Raw genomic sequence first — 20838 nt, 5'->3', positions numbered from 1 at the left:
TCTACTTTAGTATTACTAATCTATGGACTCAGCACTAGTTGCCATTCCCTGTTTTGAGAATTCCATTTAGGTAATTGAGTTTCACCAACAACATAAGGGCCCCAGTAACGACGGGAACCATCTTGTGCAAAAGCAACTAAAATATCTCCCTTCTCCAGCTTTAAATTATTCTGAGGTAGGGATAAAGTCAGTCCTTTTTCGCTACCTTCTTGGGGCGCAAAATCCCAATGTGCTGGTACATCATAGTGAGTCTGTTTAGTACCAGAGCCTTTTGCTACCGACTGTCGTGCCAGTAGAGCCAACCGCACAGGCTGATTCGTTTGATTGCTCATCCGCAAAGTCCCTTCATCCTTGGCAATGCTAGTTGATTTATCACGCTCTGCCAACACAGGATAAGTATTTTCTCTAGGATCACTATGTTCTGTTTTATTTTTTTGAGTAGATAGATTAGCGGAAATATCTTTTTCTGGTGAAACAGGTGTTGATGAAGCTGTCTCCCACTCTTGAGTTTCTGTTGGCACTTGTGAAGATGTATCTGGGTTTGAGGATTCAAAAGATACACTCACTCCAAAGCATCCTACCAGTGCAACAAGCAGTCCCAAGCAAGAAACCGTAATACCGACGTTACGATATACTGATGATTTCATATTGATAGTTATTAGAAATAAATATTTTGTCTAGGCTTGACCAAATAGTAGCCTATTATCACAAAAGCTAATCATAGAAAGTATCCTAATATAGATTTTTCTAAGATTAAGTATATCAATGTATTATAAATATCATTTTTTGGAGAAAATATTTGGAAGAAATAATTCCTTTGATCTTTGCTAAACAATGGATATAGACACCCCTTGCTTTGTGTATTGACCGTAGGCTTGGATGAAAACCAGAAAATCAGATACCTAGCCAGCCAATTTATTTGGATAAAAAATAAGAGTTTATTGAAACCTTAACGGCTTCAACAAGGCGTTCTTTGCCAATCCTTAGATAAATGTAAGATGTATATTTCATCTCGCATTAAAATAACCACCCTTTGAAGGGACTGTATTTTATGAAAGATGATAGCTTATGGAAATTTGAATTAATACTGGAGTTCCAGCATATACCTATAATATTAACAAATAAGCTTAGACTAAAACCAAATATCCTATTTGAATATAGAGATATTTGAAGATATCGTGACTTTTCCTTAGAAGTCTATGTGATGCAAAACACTCGTCTCAATAACTTGTTGGATGCCATTGCTACACGCTTTAGTCAATGGTTCTTAAATCCTTGGCGGCGATTATCGTTGCTGATCATTAGTTTTTTGTTTGGTTTTTTTCTGGGAAATGCAGTTTCCACAACAGCCGGTCAAGAAGGTGTATTAGATATTGTAGTAGCAGGTTTTTTAGTAGTGTTGACGGAAATTACTAGTAGGATATTTTACAGTCAGAGCTTTTTCACCAAGCGATCGCTCTTGGTAGACTCACTAAATCTGCTCAAAATTGGTTTCACCTACAGCCTGTTTCTCGAAGCCTTTAAGCTGGGATCGTAGGAAAAGGTAGGGAGCAGGGAGGGGGAAATTATGAATTTGTGGCTGGATGAAATTTTAGCAACGGATGCGATGGGGGAAACTTGGGAGCAGCAAGCTAGAGTTGCTGCGCTGGCAGATAGGTTAAGGGCTAAAGCTTTTGAGATTACGCCGGAAAATGTCAATGAAGCGATCGCTTTTCGATCGCATTTACTAAAATCTGTCCTCCCAGCTTTTAGTCAATTCTGCCAAACTACGCTCCAAATCGAACCCAAGGAAATGTTACAGGTGTTGTGGGACTTGTGGCTGCCTTTGGGGATCAAACTAGCATCGCAGCGCCAACAGTTAGAACGCCCCCTAATTCAAGGAATATTGGGAGGACAAGGTACTGGTAAAACCACAATGTCTAAGGTTCTCAGCTTGATTTTGAATCAGTTGGGATACCAGACTCTGAGTTTGTCTTTGGATGACTTATATAAAACTTACAGCGATCGCTTGGTTTTAACACAACAAGATCCTCGCTTGATTTGGCGTGGCCCACCAGGAACCCACGATGTACATTTAGGTTTAGATGTACTAGATCAGATCCGTCAGTCGCAAAGTTCGGTTATGGTTCCCCGCTTTGATAAATCTGCGTACAGAGGCGCTGGCGATCGCACTACTTCAGAGATAGTAACAAATGTAGATATTGTACTATTTGAAGGTTGGTTTGTGGGTGTCCAACCAATTAACGCAGATGTATTTGATACTGCACCGCCGCCAATTATCACAGATGAGGATAAAGCATTTGCCCGCGATATGAATCGTCGCCTCGACGATTATTTACGACTGTGGGAGCGATTAGACAGCTTAATTTTGTTATATCCAACCGATTATCGCTGTTCGTTGGAGTGGCGCAAACAAGCGGAACAGCAGATGATTGCTGCGGGGAAGTTGGGGATGAGCAATGCAGAGATAGAGCAATTTGTCAATTATTTTTGGCGATCGCTTCACCCGGAATTATTCATCAAGCCCTTGGTAAAAGATGCAACAGTGGTTGATCTAGTGATTGAGATCCATGCCGATCATAGCTTTGGTGAAGTTTATTGCGATCGCACTTAGGGGGTTAGTTTTCAAGCAAATCAGGTAAAAACACTATAATTTGCTTAAAGCGTGATTTATCCTACTCCTTAGACCAAAAATGCCAGAGGTATCGTTAAAGCTTTTCTTTTCTTACTCTCACAAAGACGAAGCTCTGCGGGATGAACTAGCTAAACACCTGAGCATATTAGAATGGCAGCGTGTGATTTCAAGCTGGTGCGATCGCAGGATACTACCTGGAGAGGAGTGGTATATTTAAATTCACTTTTAAAGCTGACAAATTGCTTTTAAAACTTGTAGCAAATGACTTGAACGCTCTCTTTCCATTAAATTTAATTCTGGTAACAGATAATAAATAGGGGGATTTCCTTCTTCGATGTAAACAAACTGATAACTTCTACCATTAGTCGTTAATCCCCAAACTGATTTTTGATTATCTAAATTTTTATAAGCATACGTGAGTAGCTGAGGCAAACCTGTTGATATATCAATCTGACTATTTTTAGATTCAATTAACAGTACCCAAAAATATGTTTGAGGTTTTGTATGTTTAGCTTTACTAATAGCTAAAATATCAAATCTTCCTTTAATTTTGATATCTTCATCTTCAACTTCAATATCAGCAATATTCTCTTCCAAAACAATCTCGATAGGATAGCGATAAAAACCAGCTAATCTTAGTAAAGGGGCAACTGCAAGAAACTTAACTTGACCTTCAGAAACTTTACCTGCTGTAAGATATCTATCAAAGTCATCCTGAATTTGTTTGAGTTCCTGTTGTTCTGCTTCAGTGAGAGGTTGCAGAGATAAGTAGTTAGAAAATGAGTCATTGTACTGTTTTTGAAAGCCAAACAGACGATGAACTTCTTCTAAGGATAAATTACGAGCGTTGAGAATTGTCATATATTTTTCCTTGATTAAGGTGCAACTCAATCCAAACGACTTATAGCAGTCCTAAATCATTTTTGAAAATTATATATCTCTTTCTTCTTTCTTCCCTTTGCGTACTTGGCGTACTTGGTGGTTCGTTTCCTTCTCTATATTTTTCATAAATCAAATAAGGCTGCTATATATAAAATCTATTTTAACCCCTGGTTGACTGACCAAATTCGTTAAGCTACAACGAAAAATATTTATCAGTTAATCAAATATTAATCCTCAAGATAACTCCTCTTTAACTTCTTGACTCTGTGTTCTCTATGCCTCTGTGGTTAAATAAAAAGCTTTTGAACCGCAGAGACGCGGAGGACGCAGAGAGAAAAAGAGATTTTAGAAGTATATTAGCCAAGCCTTCTTTTAACTTCCTCAGCCAAATCTACTAATAAAACTTCTACTTGCTCACCTGTTTTCAAATCTTTTAGCGAAGACTTTTGTGCTGCTGCTTCTTCAGAACCAATAATTACGCAAAATTGAATTCCTTGTTTATCGGCTAGCTGAAATTGTTTACCCAAGGGACGCTTATCAAAGTTAGTGATAACATTAATTCCAGCCTGACGCAGATTTTGCGAAACTTTTAAATAAGTTGGCATTAAATCTTCTTGCATATTCACTACCATCACCTGGGCTGGTGTAGCAGCTAAGGTACTAAGAATGCCAGCTTTCAATAAGCGACTAATTAAGCGAGTTAAACCGATAGAAATGCCGACACCAGGCATTTTCTCACCTAAAAACACCCCGACTAATTCTTCATATCTACCGCCAGAACAAATACTACCTAAAGCTTCATGCCCTAATAAGGTTGTTTCGTAAACTGTACCAGTATAATAATCAAGCCCACGAGCAATAGATAAATCAATACAGAAACGATTTTCGGTAACTCCAAGATTACGCACGCCTGCAATTACCGTTTCTAATTCGCTAATTCCCAGACTCAATTGCTCGGTTTCGGGCAGGCTTTGAGCTAGATGCTTAAGCTTATCTAATACTTCATCAACGGAACCATTAATTTTAATAAAATCAATAATTTTTTGAGTCTGTTCTCCTGAAACTCCCTCTTTCTCTAATTCTTGTTTTACTTTAGTTTCACCAATTTTTTCTAGATTATCAACAATACCAATACACGATTTAATTTTATCTTCCGTAATTCCTACTGATTTAAAAAAACCTGTAAGAACTTTGCGATTATTGATGCGAATCAGAAAATCACCAATATTTATTGCTTCAAATATCTGTGTGATAATTGCTGGCATCTGAGCATCATAAAGCAAGCTCAGTTCCTGACGAGCAACTACATCAATATCACATTGGCGGAACTGACGAAAACGCCCATCTTTTGCCCGTTCTCCCCGAAAAACCATATCTGTTTGGTAACGAGCAAAGGGAAAGGTTAACTCATTTAGGTGACGAGCAATATAAGCCGCTAAAGGAACTGTTTGATCGAACTTTAACGCTCTTGCTTCCGAACCAGTTTCGCCTGATTTATCTCTCTCGGCTTGTCGATTTGGTGGCAAGATGGGATCAATGCCATAAATGATATTATCGCCTTGATTTCCTTTAGCTTGCAGCACTTCTAAACGTTCTACAGCAGGTGTTTCTATGGGCGTAAATCCATAGCTTTCAAAAACTTTACGGATGATATCTAGCAAATATAATTCTAGACGCTTTTCATTAGGCAGAAATTCTGGGAAACCGCTAGGAGTAGAAAAGTTTATTTTGTCACCTTTTGCCATGCGTGTACCTTACTAAGTTGAAATTTGAGATGGAAGTCTAACGTTTGGAAGTCGTGTCTACACAAACAAAGTCCGCCTGCGCGGACTGGAGAAGAATGAATGATTATGTTTGATCGCAGAAATTACTATCTTAGCCGTTCTTCTTGAATTAAGGTGCGTTGAAAGATTTTATTGTTCTTAAACCAATGCCAAGTGCGGGCACGATTGTTATTGTCAGGACTAATGTAGATCATTTCATATAAGCTCAATTCTGGGTTTGTTTTGTAACTAAACCACAAAATAACAACAGAATCATCAGCTTCCCAGGCTTTTCCGTCAATGCGATCGGTATCAAACCACAGTTTATTATCTTTATAACTTCCTGGAAATTCATGCTTTTCTTCTTTACCATTAGCCCACTTGTAGCGATTGATTTGATAGTAGGGATGAGGGCCGTTTTCTGGAAATTGACAAGTTAAGTGAGACTCATAACTGTCGAGGATTTTTCCTGATGTATCAACTAATGTATAAGTTCCTACCCAGTCCCCCTCGTGACGGACAAGTACAGGCATTTCTTCTCGAATATTTGACATTGTAATTTCCCTCTCAACTAATGTAGGTAAGACGCACAACACAAGGTAAAATAACAGTTTAAGCAGATAAGCATTGCTCACTCTATAAACACTGCTAAGTATTAGCATTGTAAGTCGATGCAATGGCATTGTTAGTCAAAACAATCGCATTGTCAGCCGATGCAATGGCATTGTTAGTCAAAACAATCGCATTGTCAGTCGATGCAATGGCATTGTTGGTCAAAACAATCGCATTGTGAAACGATGCAATGGCATTGTTAGTCAAAACAATCGCATTGTGAAACGATGCAATGGCATTGTCAGTCAAAACAATCGCATTGTGAAACGATGTATTAAACTGCGACTAAAAACTTACCTTGTCTTTGTTGACAGTACTTATACTTCATTATCAAACCACCAAGGGTCATTCGTAGCGTTAGTTTTAATTAAAATAGCTTTTTTTCGCATGAACCGTTTCAGCGCTGCTGCACCCATGCGTGAGCCTCCCATACCGGAAAATTTGAAGGCGTTTTTCTCTCCCTCGTGCATTATGGCGGTGAGTGCAGCATCGTTGATACTAATAGCACCTGCATCTATCTGCTGGGCAATTTCTAAGGCTTCAGGTTCCGAGGCAAACACAGCAGCACTCAATCCATAAATTGAATCGTTTGCCAAAGATACCGCTTCCTCAATTGTGGAAAAAGGCATTATTGGCATAATGGGGCCGAAAGTCTCTTCGGTCATCACTTTCATGGAATGATTAACCTGGGTGAGAACTGTCGGACGACACCACCAACCCCCACCTAAATCTTCAATTACACCGCCGCAGTGAATTACTGCTCCCTTTTCTACTGCATCTAGGAGATGATCGCTAATAATTGCTGCTTGTCTTTCGGCGATGATTGGGCCAATTTCTCCACTTTCGACGCTGGGGTAGGCTAGCTCAAGGCGATGTGCTTTGACTACTAATTGATGGTAAAACTTTTCAAATATAGATTCAGCAACATAAATTCGCTCAATTGACAAGCACGACTGTCCAGTATTGACGACGGAACCCCACAAGATTGCTGAGATTGCTAATTCTAAATTGGCTGAATCTAAAACGATCGCAGGATCTTTTCCTCCTAATTCCAAAAAAGCTGGAATAAACCGTTTAGCAGCCGCTTCTGCTACTTTTCGTCCTGTCGCTACACTGCCTGTAAAGCATACTAAATCTACATTGTCAATCAAAATTGATCCGGTTGCACCTGCTCCTTCAACAAAAGTTAAGACATCGCGCAATTTCGGAACGGCGTTGATTGCTGTTGTCAGTGGTGCGACGAAGCGGGGAGCAATTTCACTCGGTTTGACAATAACAGCACAACCCGCCAGCAATGCCGGAATGGTATCAATGGTTGACAGCAGCAGTGGAAAATTCCACGGGCTAATTATCCCAACAACAGGGTAAGGAACAGAGGTTTGTTGCAAAGCGATAAATGGAATTGCTGTATTTTTTACAGAGTCTTGCAGCAATTCTGGCGCTAACTTACACCAGCGATCGATGCTAGAGAGGAAGGAGTCTATTTCTAATACCGAGGTTGATAATCTTCCCGTATCATTTACCAAAGCTTCCGTTAAGCGATCGCGCCCTGATACTATCGCCTCCTTCCACTGCTGTAAAGCTTGAATTCTTCCCTCTAAACCCAGTTGTTGCCAGCTAACTTGCGCCCGCCGCGATCGCTTACACTGTTGTGCCAGCAACCTTGGGGGCGACGGGACAATTACGTAGTCAAATTTGCCAGTTCGGGGATTACGGACTTCTATTGGTTTTGTCATTTGTCATTTGTTATTTTTCATTTGTCATTTGTAATTGGGTATGGGTTATTCTCTTTCTCCCCCAATTCCCAATTCCCAAAGCCCAAAGCCCAATGCCCAATTCCCAATTCCCAATTCCCAAATTCAAATTATCCCCAGCTTGGCTAACCGCTCAATGGTGGCTTGCTGGGTTTGGAGGAAGTGTTTGCGGTCTATTTCTCCCTCCAGCATAGTATTAGCCGGGTAAAAGTGTGATTGATGATAACTTTCGGCGTATAGTTCAAAGCGTTGGCGGGCAAGTAAATTATGTAACCCTGGTCTGCGGCGATCGCGGCGTAATGCTCCTAAATCAATCTCGGCAAATGCTGCCATACTCTCGCCTGCACCTGTTTCAGCTAAAACGATTCCGCGATGGTCGATGATTTTAGAGCCACCATCAGCCGAAGCTATAGGGATAGCAATATTGGCGATGCCTGCGGTATTAGCTGAAACTACGTAAGCCATGTTTTCGACGGCGCGACTAATTTTTGCCGCGTCTTTGGGCGTAAGGTTTTTGTTGTATACTTCCGAGGTGGAATGGAGAAAAACTTCTGCTCCTCGCATCGCCAGACATCTCGCCACTTCTGGATACAAAATCTCTTCTGATGCTAAAGCTGCTAAATTACCGATCGCAGTTTTGGCTACGGGGAAAACTCCTTCTAAACCATAGCAGTCGAGATATTTATCCCAAACATCATGAGGGGTAGGAGCAAATAAAGAATTCAGCCGCCGATACCGTAAGACGATTGAGCCAGAGGGGTCAAGAATAAAGCAGGTTTGGAAGTACAATCCGGGGAAATTGGGATCGACTTCGTAGGCGTTTCCAGCTAAAAAGATTTTGTGCTTTTGGGCAATTTTACCAAGTGCCTCATATTCAGCACCAGCCATTTCTATACAAGCTTTTTCTGCCCAACCAGAGAGAGAATCTCCCATCGGAAAACCAGTGAGAAAATATTCTGGTAGGACAATTAAACGACAATCAAAGCCAATGAAAGCGATGCTGGCAGCAATTTGTTGAGCTAAACGGTTGATAGAGTTTTGCATCAGCGATCGCGCTTCGTGGCGTAGGCGTAGCCCGCCGGAGGCATCGCTTGTTTGATTGACTGCATGACAGGTAACTTGCAGTGCTAAGGCGCGGAATGATTCTGGGTTAGTGGGCATTGGGCATTGGGTATTGGTAAAGGACAAATTTAGCGATTGCCACCCCAGAGCGATCGTACAAGTTCATCTGTCAATTCAGAACCAAATAGCCGTACAGCAATTTGGTTGTCTGGGTCGCGTTCTGCGATCGCTCGGCGTACAATTAAATCACGGTTAGCCAAAGCAACACGCTCATCATCTGGTACGGATTCAGCTTCATCTACCCACTTCAACCAACGATCCATCATCTCATGAGCCACCGTGCGAAGATGAGCTAGTGTCTCTTCTGTAACTGGGCTGGTGTAACACAGACTAGTATGAGATTGAGCTTGACGGATGTAGAGAGTTTTGCTGATATACTGCTTAAAACGAGAATCTTCTAGCAACCCTAGGTATGTCTTGTTCATCGGCTCATAGTAGCGATCCAAATATTCCAGATCAACAGACAGATCGCTCCGAGGAATGTAATCCATGTAGAAGAATAAGTACGGAACCGTGGCAAATGCAAAAGCTAAATGTGGAACACGTAACTGTGACTTGAGCCAAATAGTTAAGTGCATATTGCAAAAGCCAGATTTGGGTTCGCGTAACCATGAATGCACTAGCCAATCAATTTCTGAGCCAGAGAAGGTGTTGAGCGATCCATGAGCGCCTCCCGTCGTCGCAGAATAGCTTTGTAAGTTCTTGGTAGACGGATTTGGATGTAATTCAAAACGAGCGTCTATTTTCTGACGGAGTTCGTTTGTCAAACTCCACAACTGCTCAAATACAGCCTTATTATCTAGATCGGTTGGTTCCTGAGTCATAATTTGAGTTTGCGGCTTTTCTATAGATTTTATATATTAGTTTGGTATTTCCGGCATCTACCTCGTTGCCCATATTGAGCAACGCATTCATAGAATTCAGGATTGGGTACAAAATCCATCAACTAAACCATGATAAAGCTATTGCAGTAATCTGTATCAGCTGATGATTCCTCATTTGGCTTTTAATTTTGATGAATATTTTCAAATAGATATAGATAAAATATTTTTTTTAAAAGCACACTTATTAAAATTTCGTTTAGCTCGTTAGCAAGAAGATGATTTTGCTATTTGCTTAATACACTATCTCAATAGTCTATTAATGTTATCTATAAAAAGTTTTTTAAAAGCTTTATTCGGTATTAGTACTGATAATAAAATACTTACGGAGAGTGTTAAATTTAGTGGGCACACAATTATAATTTATTAAAAAAAACAGTATAAAAATGCATCTAACTTATAAACTGAGATTTGTTTCTTCTCAATTAGTAACTGTAACAGTACTGCTGACATTACTCTTGTTTATTCCTCAAATTTTGCTCAACTGGCAGGTATATTATAACTTCAATAGTATTATTAAAAATGAATTTAAACTACAAATACTGAGTGATAAAATTACTTATCTTGATGAAGTATTAACGATGTCAGCCCGCATGAATGCTGCTACAGGCAACTCAAATTGGGAGCAAAGATATCGCCAATTTGAACCTAAACTCGATCTTGCAATTAAAGAATCTATCAAACTGGCTCCTAAAGCATATAAAAATGAGGATGCCCAAAAAATTGATGTTGCTAATCAGCTTTTGGTTACAATGGAATATCAATCTTTTGATTTAGTTAAGAAAAATCAAAAAGAGACAGCACAACTACTACTTTCTAGCCGAGAATATGAAACTCAGAAGCACATTTATGCTGATGGTGTTGCCAAAAGAAACCGTAATATCTCACTTCAGTTACAACAGAAGTTTGATGAATATTTTAGAAGAATATTTTGGGCAGTCTTAGAATCTGTTATAAGTTTAGGACTGCTGATTCCGGCATGGCTTTTAGTATTGAATTTATTGCAGCAATACTTAAAAGATAAAAAAATTGCTCAAGCCGCCTTAGAAGAAACGAATTGTAGATTGGAAATGCAAGTGGCTGAGAGAACAGCAAAATTAGAACACAAAAATCTTCAACTAGAACAGACGCTACAAGAATTGCAATATACTCAAGTACAACTTGTTCAAACTGAGAAAATGTCTTCATTAGGTCAGTTAGTTGCTGGTGTTGCTCATGAAATCAATAATCCAGTTAATTTCATTTATGGAAACCTGATGCATATTAGAGGATATAGTCAGCAACTAATAACTTTAATTAACCTGTATCAGCAAGAAAATTCTAATTACAACCCAGAAATAACTAATCTCATTCATAAGATAGATTTAGAGTTTATTATTGAAGATATGCCAAAAATCTTATCCTCAATGGAAGTTGGTACTGAGCGCATTTGTGAGATTGTGCTAACTTTGCGGAACTTCTCGCGTCTTGATGAAGCAGAAATGAAACCTGTTGATATTCATGAAGGAATTGATAGCACACTATTAATTTTACAACATCGTTTAAAGGAAAAGGGTAAACAGCAGAGGGAAATTTTAATAATAAAAAATTATGGTAATTTGCCTCTTGTTGAATGTTATGCGGGAGGATTAAATCAGGTCTTTATGAATATCTTCAGTAACGCTATTGATGCTTTATATGAACAGGAAGGAGAGTCTTTAACAGGAAGAAAATATATTTATTCTATTACTATTCACACAAAAATTGAGAATGAAGAATATGTAATTATTAGTATTAAAGATAATGGGGCAGGAATAAAAGACGAAGTTAAGACTAGATTGTATGACCCTTTCTTTACTACTAAACCTGTAGGGAAAGGCACTGGCTTAGGATTATCTATTAGTTACCAGATTATAGTAGATAAGCATAAAGGAAAAATTAAATGTATTTCTGCACCTGGTAAGGGTACAGAGTTTGTAATTAAAATTCCTATTAAGCAGGCACGGTAAGCAAATATATAGACTTCACACCTTTGACATAATCTTGCAATGGCTTTGTCAATACGATCTGCCATAGTTTACTCATCAAACTGTTTAACGGAACTAGGCAGGTAATCCCTGCCTTTTTTAATCAATGTCCTTTAGTACTGCATTTAATTGCTATTTAATTATGGGCGATTCCCATTTACCTGAGAATTACTAATAGAAAATCCTCGGCGAGTAGGTTTAATATTAGCTAATTCCACTTGAAAACTTACCTTATCAGTCATTTCACCGCTTCTCGCTTCCAAAGTCCACTTACCAGGACGCAAATTCCAAAATAAAGAATTAGCTGAGTTTGTATCTAACTTTTCCCCATTTAGCCACCATTCAACAGGCAGAGATTTATTTCCTACTAGCTTAAATTCGAGTTTTTGCTTCGCTTCTTCACCTGGATACAGTAAGAATAAATCGCCATGATGGGGAGATAAAATTCTCAAATTGGTAGAAACAAGACTCGATTGCTGTTGCTTCGCCAACCACTCGTTATACTCTGGTAGTAAGTTAAATTTATTGTCACCTTCGTAGGCAATTTTATCTTCAGGATAGAAATATTCCTGTACTACTGAGGTACAATCTGGTGTTGGTCGTAATCCCGAAATTGCACAAATAGATAATTGTACTAAACCTTCTGGAAGTGGAAAAGCTGCTGGTTCTTGATGTTCGTGCAGGTGTAGCATAATCCGATTCCACAAAGGTGCAGCCCCTGTCACGCCTGAAACTTGTCGCATCGGTTCACCGTTGAAATTGCCTACCCAAGTAGCGACGGTGTAATCGGTAGTGAAGCCAACTGTCCATGTATCACGAAAATTGGAAGAAGTGCCAGTTTTAACGGCAACAGGAAAAGGTAAATTTAATACTGAGTCTACACCAAAGGCTGTTGCACGAGCATGATTATCACTAAGGATGTTGGTGATTAATTGCCATATTGTCTGGTTAGGGAGTGGGGAGTCGGGAGTCGGGAGTCGGGAATTGGAAAATGTGCTGACTATTGGGGTAGCATCTCCAAATCGTGCTATAGTCAGATAGGCATGGGCTAATTCCCATAAACTGACTTCGCCACTACCGAGAGTCAAACCTAAACCGTAATGTTCTGGGGTTTGATTAAGGTGTTCAAATCCTAGTTGATGGAGTCGTTCTAAAAAAGTTTCCACACCTACTTTTTCTAAAACCCTCACTGCGGGTACATTCAACGAATTTGCTAACGCGATTCGCACCCGCACAGGGCCAAGAAAGCGTTCGGTGTAATCAGTTGGGCTATAAAGTCTCGCACCAGGAATTGCATAACGGGCAGGGACATCTGCCAAAATGGTATTTGGGCGAATTAAACGTTTTTCTAAAGCTAATTCATAGACAAAAGGCTTGAGGGTAGAACCTGGTTGACGTAGCGCCTGCACTCCATCATTGCGTCCTAGCTTGGCTTCATTAAAGTAATCAGGTGAACCGACATAAGCCAATACTTCACCAGTGTAGTTGTCAATCACCAACGCAGCTGCATCATGAACATTATTAGTGGCTAGGGAAGAAATCACCTGTTGTACCTGTGCTTCGACAAACTGCTGTAATGGGCGATTTATAGTCGTGCGGATGGGGGAATTTTCTTCTGTTTGCGCCTTATCAAACTGATTAGCTAACCAAAATAAAAAGTGTGGTGCGGCGATAATTCCCTGTGGGCGGGACTGAAACACAACTTTTTCGGTGTGTGTTCGGGCTGTGTAGCTTGCCGCCGTAGGCATCGCACCACTAATATACTTTTCCTCTACCATACGATTAAGGACGTATTTTTGTCGCTGCTTTAACCGTTCCCAATGTTCATAAGGGTTAAAGTATGTGGGATTATTGGGAATAGCAGCCAACAAACTAGCTTGGGCAAGATTTAACTCACTAGCTGGTATGGAAAAATAAGTCTGCGCGGCTGCTTCCACACCATATATATTTCCTCCCATTGGCAGCCGATTAATATATGCAGAGAGAATTTCATCTTTATTCATCCCTGCTGCTAACCGCCAAGATAGCCAAATTTCACTCAGTTTACCAGAGAAGCTGCGCGGCACAGGATCTAACATCCGCGCCAACTGCATAGTAATAGTAGAAGCGCCGGAAACAATTCGTTTGGCATGGATGGCTTCTTTGCCAGCGCGCATAACAGCTTTCATATCCAACGCCCCATGATGGTAAAAGCTGCCATCTTCGGCGGCTAAAATGGCATGGATAAACTGGGGCGAAACTTGATTTAGCGGGACTACTGATGTATGTTCTTGGTCACGGGTGAGCAATGTTCCTAATGGTAAACCATTGCGATCGCTAAATTGCATTGCCAACTGATTTTGGGCAATATCTGTAGCCCTAACGGGTGCGAAATAAGGTAGTAAGCGTATAACTAGGCAGATTACCAGCAGAGCAAGGATAAATTTGCTACCGTGCTTAAATTGGAATAGCGATCGTAAAATTAGTTTCATCAGGGAATACCCTGTAGCAGAAAATTTACCTTAATTTGGACGCAGTGATTACATCTACATCAGTAAATATATCAAATCTTTAACGATCCATTTTTCATAACTTAGCAGATGTAAATTAATGTTTGCAGAAGCTAAATACTTCTTCATAGTTAAGAATTGTAGTGATTTTTAGGAACAATCACACTAGAGTGGTTATCTATGTAAATAAACATAGTTAAATCCAAAAGCTGAGTAAAAAATAGTCATCTGGCATGCTTGATTAGTCTTGGCATTACCAACTCAATAAGGTATGCAAACTTTTATTATCTATAATTTGTGATTTTTTATTTTGAATTCCTAAAAAATATGATTATCAAATTTTTACGCAGTTTCCACCATAAAATTCTCTATCTCTTCCTTAGCGTCCTTGGCGGTAGCCTGCGGCAAGCCGAAGCGTCTACGTTAAAAAAAATTACCCATTCCTCACGCCAGAAAAGAAGAATACAGTTTATTCTTCTCTTTACATTCATGCTAGCAATGACAGGGTGTAATTTTTTTGGTATCAACTCAAGCAAAGAACAACTCCCAGCAGTATCCCCACTCACACCACCAAAATTACCAGACTGGATTGAACAAATAAGTCCCATTGGCAATGCAAAGCCTCTCAACCAAATCCGCATCCGTTTTAAAGAAGCTTTAATCCCAGTTGAAACTCTCGACAGTCCAGAACAGCAAAAAATATTACAAAAATTTGCCCTTTGGCCGCCTTTACCTGGCCAATTTCGCTTTTTGACACCGCGCATGGTGGGTTTTCAAGCCGAGAAAGCATTGCCAATAGCCACAAGATTCCAAGTCACTCTCAAAGCAGGTTTAGCCGACTTAAAAAACCATCGACTAGACAAAGATTTACCTTGGACTTTCAACACTGAATCTATTAACCTGACTAATTTACCCGGTGTCAATCTCATTGAAAAGTCTGATATCGAACCAATTGATTTACAACAAAAGCTACACTTTACTTCTAATGTAGAATTGGATTTAGGTTCTGTACAAGAACATTTACAGTTAATTCCTGAAGGTAAAAATCAAGGTATAGGTTTTAAGGTTGAATTAGACAAAGAAGAAAAACCAGTAAAAGAAAATGAAGACCCTTTAGAAAAATTAGACCCTTCAGCCCGCAACTGGATTTATAATCTCATTCCCCAGCAAAATCTCGAAAAGGCAACCCCTTATCGCCTAGTCTTTTCTCCCGGAATACTCCCTGCTGATGGTAATCTCCCTACAGAGAAAGAATTTGCCAGTAAGTTAGCGACTTATTCACCTTTAGCATTCCAGAAAATTAACTTTTACGGACAGCCAGATTCAGGTGGAACTTTTGGAAGATTTATTAAAGGCAGTCCTCAGCTAGAATTTAATAATGTCTTACTGCCAGATTCAGCCAAAGAAAGTATTACCATTAATCCAGCACCGAAAGATATTTCGAGAATCATCCAAATAAATGATGAAGATAAAATTGTCGGCATCAATCCTTATGCGTTAGAACCTGCCAAAACTTATACAATTACTATCGGCGGAAATCTCAAAGATAAGTTTGGGCAAACTTTCGGTAAACCTGTCACACTTAAATATGATACTGGAGATTTAGCTGGGGATATCTGGGTACCATCAGATTTGAATATTTTCCCTACAGATAAAAATTTGCAGCTAAATATTAGTACTGGAAATCTACCAGAATCTAAATACAAAGCAGCTTATCGAGCAATTAAACCGACAGATTTAGTTTATTTTAATAATAGTAATGATTTATTACCCCAACCTTCTGATTGGCAAAGCTTTCAGGTATCGGGTAAGAAAAATCAATCAGTTGATATTGCTGTTCCTCTGCGGGAAAAACTAAGTGCGGCTACCGGAATGTTAGCTTATGGAGTGCAAGCGCGCACTAATAAATATCAGGAGAATGGTAAGGAACTGTGGCGAGAGCCTACCACTTATGGAATGGTTGAATTAACGAATTTGGGCGTATTTACTCAGTGGTTTCCTGAATCAGGTTTAATTCGCATCAATCATCTTACAGATGGTTCGCCAGTTCAAGCGGCTGCTGTGGAAATTTATCAATCAAAATTACAAATAAAATCTCGCCCTGAACCAGTACCTTGTGCAACGGGTAAAACTGATGAAAATGGAATTTTTAGAATTGTTCGTGAAGGATTACAGCAATGTTATTTAGGAAATGAGAGTTCTAGTAAATCACCCCAATTATTAGTAATTGCCCGTGAAAACCAAGATTGGGCATTTGCTAGAACCGAAGAGTATAGCGGCGTTTATGGATACGGAATTGATGCAGGTTGGCAAGATAATAAGCCAGAATCACGCGGGGTAATTTTCTCAGACAGACAGTTATATCAACCAGGTGAAAAAGCTTGGTTCACTGGTTTTGCTGACTTCTTACAAAATGGTACAATCCAGCAAGATAAAAATGCTATTTACCAATTAACTTTAGTAAATCCTGATGGACAAAAGACCAACTTAGGTACGCAAACTACAAACGAATTTGGTACGTTTTCTCTGGAACTGCCAATTAAAACTACTCAGCGCTTAGGCTACCATACAATCCAGGCTAAGGGTAAGAATGGACAAGAACTTTCTGGAGAATTTCGGGTAGCTGAGTTTAAGCCACCTAATTTTAAAGTCGACCTCAAGCTAGATAAAGAATTTGCTTATATTGACGATAAAGTTGATATTAATGCTACCAGCAATTATTTATTTGGTGCGCCTGTAGAAGGTGGAGAAGCAAAATACTTTATTACTCGCCAACAGGCTAATTTTATTCCTAAAGGTTGGGACGAATTTACTTTTGGTCGGCAGTGGTTATGGCCGGAAGAATCTCCTAGTGTATCTAGTGATGTGTTACAAACTAATGCCCAGCTAGATGCTAATGGTAAAAGTAGTCAAACAGTGAGTGTGGCTAATGATTTACCATATCCTATGACTTACCAAGTAGATGTGCAAGTTGCAGATGTTTCTAATCTATCTGTAGCCAATTCCAAAACTTTTACAGCCTTACCAAGTAATCGTCTAATTGGCTTAAAAAGTAATTTTATCACTGATGCTGGTAAGGCTTTTCCTGTTGATGTGATTGTTACTGACCCTACAGGAAAACCGATAACAGGTCAACAAGTCAGGCTGGAATTACAAGAAATTAAATATAGTAGCGTCACCCAATTAGTTGAAGGTAGCCGAACACCAAAAAATCAAGTCGAATATAAAACAGTCGGACAAGCAGAAATTACATCGGCGAGTAATCCGCAATCAGTAAGTTTGACAGCACCAGAATCTGGTTCATACCGAATTAGAGTTAATTTGAGTGATGCTAAATCTGAATTAAGCGCCACAGATTTACAAATTTGGGCAACTGGAGAAAACCCAGTATTTTGGGGTTCCAAAGAAAAAGATGTCTTAGAAGTTAAATTAGATAAAAAAGAGTTCAAACCTGGTGAAACTGCTACTGTACTAATTCAATCTCCCTATCCAGATGCAGAATTGTACTTTGCTGTGATTAAAGGCAAACCTCTTTATCAGCAGATTACCAAAGTTCAGGGAGGCACACCACAAATTCAGTTTCAAGTTACACCAGAAATGCTGCCAAATGCAGCCATTGAAGCTATCTTAGTAAGGCAAGGTAAACCCATAAACCAAATGGAAGCAGGAAGTTTAGATAACTTGGTGAAGATTGGTTTTACACCTTTTAAAGTCAACTTAGAAGATAAGTATTTAAAACTGCAAGTTAAGCCAGTGCAAGCATCATTAGAACCTGGTGCAGAAGAAACAGTACAACTGGAATTGAAGGATAATCAAGGAAATCCTACCAAAGGACAGTTTACAGTCATGGTGGTAAATGAAGCGGTGTTACAACTTTCTGGTTATCGGCCGCCAGATTTGGTGGATACAGTTTATGCACAACAGATAATATCTACCCGCTTTAGCGATAATCGCCCAGATGTCATATTACAACCACAAGATGTAGCTAAACCCAAAGGTTGGGGTTATGGTGGTGGTTTCTCAACTGGTGCAGCAAATACTCGCACTCGTACAGATTTTAAAGCCTTAGCTTACTACAACGGTTCTGTCCTCACCGATGCTAATGGTAATGCACAGATCACCTTTAAATTGCCAGATGACTTAACTACATGGCGGGTGATGGCTGTGGCCACCGATGGAAATCTGCGTTTCGGGAATGGGGATGCAACGTTTATCACCACCAAGCCACTGCTAACTAATGCCATTTTGCCACAATTTGCCCGTCCAGGCGATCGCATCCTTGCGGGTTTATCCGTCACCAACAACACCGGGAATCCAGGAAATCTCTCAATAAATGGCCAACTTAGCGGTACGGTGAAGTTTGCTGACAAAAACCCCACAGCTAGTTCTTTGCAAACCAAAGCTGAATCTGCAACTCACGCTTATCGCTTTCCAATGGTGGCGGATAGCGTCGGAGTCGGTAAAGTTCGCTTTACCACTCAGCTAAATGGTACAGCCGCAGATGCTTTTGAAGTTCCTTTGGAAATTAAGCCAATTGAAATTACCGAACAAGTCGTTGAATCTGGTGTAACTGAAAAAGAGATAAAGATTTCCCTGAATGTTGATAAAAATACCTTCCCTGATGCGGGAGGTTTAGATATTCAGTTAGCGAGTACTTTAATAGCGGAGATTCAAGCACCAGCCAAGCAGGTTTTAGAAGATAATGATTTACCGTTCACAGAACCGGCGGCGAGTCAGTTACTAATTGCGGCTAATTTGCAAACTATCGCCCAAAAATATAGTCAAAAATTTGCAGAATTTAATCCTAGCCAACAGGGAAATCAAGCAATTGAAAAATTACAAAAACTTCAAATCGCCGATGGTGGTTTTGCTACTTTCCCCGGACAAGAAAAATCCGACCCTTGGGTTTCTTCATACACGGGTGAATCTTTGGCTAAAGCCAGTCAGGTATTCCTTAATTTAGTCGATTCTGCAATGCTGTCTCGACTCAAAACTTATCTGCAAAAAATTCTAGCAAATCCTGGAGAATACGATTTTTGTAAGCAACTACTCTGTAAAAGGCAACTACAACTTAATGCTTTAATCGCTCTAGCAGATTTAGGAGATAAACGCAATACTTTCCTTGCAGATATTTATGAACAGCGCAATAATTTTGATTTAGTAACTCAAATTAAACTAGCGCGATACTTATCTCAATTCCCAGAATGGCAAGACGAATCTCAACAATTAGTAAACAAACTGGAACAGAATATCTATGAAACTGGCCGCACAGCAGTTGTGAGTTTCCCCAGCAGTTGGGGATGGATGAGTTCATCTACGACAACGCAAGCGCAAGCTTTACGCTTATTTGTTGCCAAGCAGAGTAAACCAGAAGTTATAGATAAGTTATTCCAAAGCCTTCTCGCACTGCGACGGGATGGCACATGGCAAACTAACTATAATAATGCCCAAGCATTAACAGCTTTGGTAGATTATAGTCAACTACAACCCACACCACCTAATTTTGTTGCCACCGTGCAATTAGCTAGTGAAAAGTTAGGAGAAAATCATTTTGATGGCTACAAAAATCCTAGCTTAAAGCTAAATGTGCCAATGAATCAATTACCTCGTGGTCGTAATGATTTAACGCTTCAAAAATCAGGTAATGGCACTTTACACTATCTAGTTGCTTATAATTATCGCTTGCAAGGAAATCAATCAGGTAGATTTAACGGGTTACGCATAACACGAGAAATTAGTCAAGTAAATCAAGAGAAAGTTTTACAAAAAATAGGGATTTACGCTTTTGATAAACCCTTGACTTTAGCCTCTGGACAGGTGTTTGATATTGGTTTAGAAATCATCGCCGATCGCACCGTGGATCATATAGTAATAAAAGATCCACTACCAGCAGGTTTTGAGGCGGTTGATGCAAGTTTTCAAACTAGCACAGCTGCATTACAAGCAAAAGCCGATAGCTGGGAACTTGGGTTTAAGAATGTGTACCGCGATCGCATTATCGCTTACGCCGACCACCTAGAAGCAGGAGTTTATAGCTTGCATTACTTAGTCCGTTCTGTCACCCCTGGGACATTTTCTTGGCCTGGCGCAGAAGTTCACCTGCAATATGCACCAGAAGAATTTGGGCGTACTGCTGAATCTACATTGATATTGGAGGATAAGTCGTGACAATTTAAGATGTAAGAAAGGGAATCTAGAAATGTTCAAAGCCTATGGGAGAAAAAGGCAGTAACTATTTGTTACTTACTAGATACCAACATTCTACTGCGTGCTTGCGATCCTGATTCATCAAGTTATGCACTGGCGCTGGAAGCAATTACCAGACTTTTAGCACAAGGCGAGGAGTGTGTGATCACTTACCAGTAATAGGTTACAAGCGGGATAAACGCCAAAGTGAGTTTACTGGCAGTGCTGATTATGGGTGGTGTGCCAGTCGAAAAATGAACTACTTTGGCTACAAATTGGTACTCATTGTGCGATTCGTAGGCTAAAATTACCAGTCACACTTTACGTATCTTCTTACGTCAACGTTTTGGTCTTGATGTGCTGATTTTTGAACAACATCCTGTGGCTTAACTCACATAAGGCGTATTATAGTAAAAAAGAAAAACCCTAAGCAGACATATTTGCTTAGGGTTTTTCGGTTGTAAGATTATCCCTGGCATCGAGCTATTTTTGCGTAGGGCGACCCCTA

The 20838-nt window shown here is 39.7% G+C and carries 13 protein-coding genes and 1 pseudogene; 6 read left to right on the top strand and 8 right to left on the bottom strand.

The features are described from left to right. Positions 1-20: 20 nt before the first annotated feature. Positions 21-647, bottom strand: a complete 627-nt coding sequence (locus V7K38_RS00065) for a hypothetical protein (protein WP_334854679.1) — start codon at positions 645-647, stop codon at positions 21-23. 557 nt (positions 648-1204) lie between these two features. Here V7K38_RS00065 and V7K38_RS00060 point away from each other — a divergent pair. From V7K38_RS00060 to V7K38_RS00050, 3 genes are all read left to right on the top strand, one after another. After that, positions 1205-1537, top strand: a complete 333-nt coding sequence (locus V7K38_RS00060) for a DUF565 domain-containing protein (protein WP_334854677.1) — start codon at positions 1205-1207, stop codon at positions 1535-1537. A gap of 30 nt (positions 1538-1567) precedes the next feature. Further along, positions 1568-2614 carry a glycerate kinase gene (locus tag V7K38_RS00055; protein ID WP_334854676.1) on the top strand — a complete coding sequence of 349 codons (1047 nt, stop codon included), beginning with the start codon at positions 1568-1570 and terminating at the stop codon, positions 2612-2614. Between the two features lie 79 nt (positions 2615-2693). Beyond that, the gene (locus tag V7K38_RS00050) at positions 2694-2852 is read left to right on the top strand and encodes a hypothetical protein (protein ID WP_334854675.1); all 159 of its coding nucleotides are present in this window, start codon (positions 2694-2696) and stop codon (positions 2850-2852) included. Between the two features lie 8 nt (positions 2853-2860). Here V7K38_RS00050 and V7K38_RS00045 read toward each other — a convergent pair whose 3' ends face one another. The 6 genes from V7K38_RS00045 to V7K38_RS00020 all read right to left on the bottom strand — a co-directional run bounded on the left by V7K38_RS00045 (position 2861) and on the right by V7K38_RS00020 (position 9592). After that, the gene (locus tag V7K38_RS00045; protein ID WP_334854674.1) at positions 2861-3496 is read right to left on the bottom strand and encodes a restriction endonuclease subunit R; all 636 of its coding nucleotides are present in this window, start codon (positions 3494-3496) and stop codon (positions 2861-2863) included. 377 nt (positions 3497-3873) lie between these two features. Continuing rightward, entirely contained in the window at positions 3874-5262 is a 1389-nt protein-coding gene (gene hisS, locus V7K38_RS00040) for a histidine--tRNA ligase (RefSeq protein WP_334854672.1), read from the bottom strand. Positions 5263-5387: 125 nt separating this feature from the next. Further along, the gene (locus tag V7K38_RS00035; RefSeq protein WP_334854670.1) at positions 5388-5834 is read right to left on the bottom strand and encodes a DUF3598 family protein; all 447 of its coding nucleotides are present in this window, start codon (positions 5832-5834) and stop codon (positions 5388-5390) included. Between the two features lie 375 nt (positions 5835-6209). Beyond that, on the bottom strand, positions 6210-7628 hold the full coding sequence (locus tag V7K38_RS00030; RefSeq protein ID WP_334854668.1) for an aldehyde dehydrogenase family protein: 1419 nt from the start codon (positions 7626-7628) through the stop codon (positions 6210-6212). A gap of 123 nt (positions 7629-7751) precedes the next feature. Next, the gene (locus V7K38_RS00025) at positions 7752-8807 is read right to left on the bottom strand and encodes a nitrilase-related carbon-nitrogen hydrolase (RefSeq protein ID WP_334854667.1); all 1056 of its coding nucleotides are present in this window, start codon (positions 8805-8807) and stop codon (positions 7752-7754) included. Between the two features lie 29 nt (positions 8808-8836). Next, on the bottom strand, positions 8837-9592 hold the full coding sequence (locus V7K38_RS00020) for a red chlorophyll catabolite reductase (RefSeq protein WP_334854666.1): 756 nt from the start codon (positions 9590-9592) through the stop codon (positions 8837-8839). A 443-nt stretch (positions 9593-10035) separates the two neighbouring features. Here V7K38_RS00020 and V7K38_RS00015 point away from each other — a divergent pair, with 443 nt between their 5' ends. After that, the gene (locus V7K38_RS00015) at positions 10036-11637 is read left to right on the top strand and encodes a sensor histidine kinase (RefSeq protein WP_334854665.1); all 1602 of its coding nucleotides are present in this window, start codon (positions 10036-10038) and stop codon (positions 11635-11637) included. A gap of 158 nt (positions 11638-11795) precedes the next feature. Here the strand turns inward: V7K38_RS00015 and pbpC are convergent, their stop codons facing one another. Next, positions 11796-14126, bottom strand: a complete 2331-nt coding sequence (gene pbpC / locus V7K38_RS00010; protein ID WP_334854664.1) for a penicillin-binding protein 1C — start codon at positions 14124-14126, stop codon at positions 11796-11798. 507 nt (positions 14127-14633) lie between these two features. On the opposite strand from pbpC, the gene V7K38_RS00005 reads away from it, so the two are divergent. Next, positions 14634-20312, top strand: a complete 5679-nt coding sequence (locus tag V7K38_RS00005) for an alpha-2-macroglobulin family protein (RefSeq protein ID WP_334854689.1) — start codon at positions 14634-14636, stop codon at positions 20310-20312. A 188-nt stretch (positions 20313-20500) separates the two neighbouring features. Further along, positions 20501-20632 (top strand): annotated as a pseudogene (locus tag V7K38_RS29485) (IS982 family transposase); the annotation flags it as partial. Between the last annotated feature and the right edge of the window lie 206 nt (positions 20633-20838).

The organism is Nostoc sp. (genome assembly GCF_036917465.1).
Taxonomy (GTDB): domain Bacteria; phylum Cyanobacteriota; class Cyanobacteriia; order Cyanobacteriales; family Nostocaceae; genus Nostoc.
This window is presented reverse-complemented; position numbering and strand designations above follow the sequence as displayed.

Coding starts and splice junctions, on each gene's coding strand:
- V7K38_RS00065 (WP_334854679.1), bottom strand. CDS start 647: ATGAAATCATCAGTATATCGTAACGTCGGTATTACGGTTTCTTGCTTG.
- V7K38_RS00060 (WP_334854677.1), top strand. CDS start 1,205: ATGCAAAACACTCGTCTCAATAACTTGTTGGATGCCATTGCTACACGC.
- V7K38_RS00055 (WP_334854676.1), top strand. CDS start 1,568: ATGAATTTGTGGCTGGATGAAATTTTAGCAACGGATGCGATGGGGGAA.
- V7K38_RS00050 (WP_334854675.1), top strand. CDS start 2,694: ATGCCAGAGGTATCGTTAAAGCTTTTCTTTTCTTACTCTCACAAAGAC.
- V7K38_RS00045 (WP_334854674.1), bottom strand. CDS start 3,496: ATGACAATTCTCAACGCTCGTAATTTATCCTTAGAAGAAGTTCATCGT.
- hisS (WP_334854672.1), bottom strand. CDS start 5,262: ATGGCAAAAGGTGACAAAATAAACTTTTCTACTCCTAGCGGTTTCCCA.
- V7K38_RS00035 (WP_334854670.1), bottom strand. CDS start 5,834: ATGTCAAATATTCGAGAAGAAATGCCTGTACTTGTCCGTCACGAGGGG.
- V7K38_RS00030 (WP_334854668.1), bottom strand. CDS start 7,628: ATGACAAAACCAATAGAAGTCCGTAATCCCCGAACTGGCAAATTTGAC.
- V7K38_RS00025 (WP_334854667.1), bottom strand. CDS start 8,807: ATGCCCACTAACCCAGAATCATTCCGCGCCTTAGCACTGCAAGTTACC.
- V7K38_RS00020 (WP_334854666.1), bottom strand. CDS start 9,592: ATGACTCAGGAACCAACCGATCTAGATAATAAGGCTGTATTTGAGCAG.
- V7K38_RS00015 (WP_334854665.1), top strand. CDS start 10,036: ATGCATCTAACTTATAAACTGAGATTTGTTTCTTCTCAATTAGTAACT.
- pbpC (WP_334854664.1), bottom strand. CDS start 14,126: ATGAAACTAATTTTACGATCGCTATTCCAATTTAAGCACGGTAGCAAA.
- V7K38_RS00005 (WP_334854689.1), top strand. CDS start 14,634: ATGCTAGCAATGACAGGGTGTAATTTTTTTGGTATCAACTCAAGCAAA.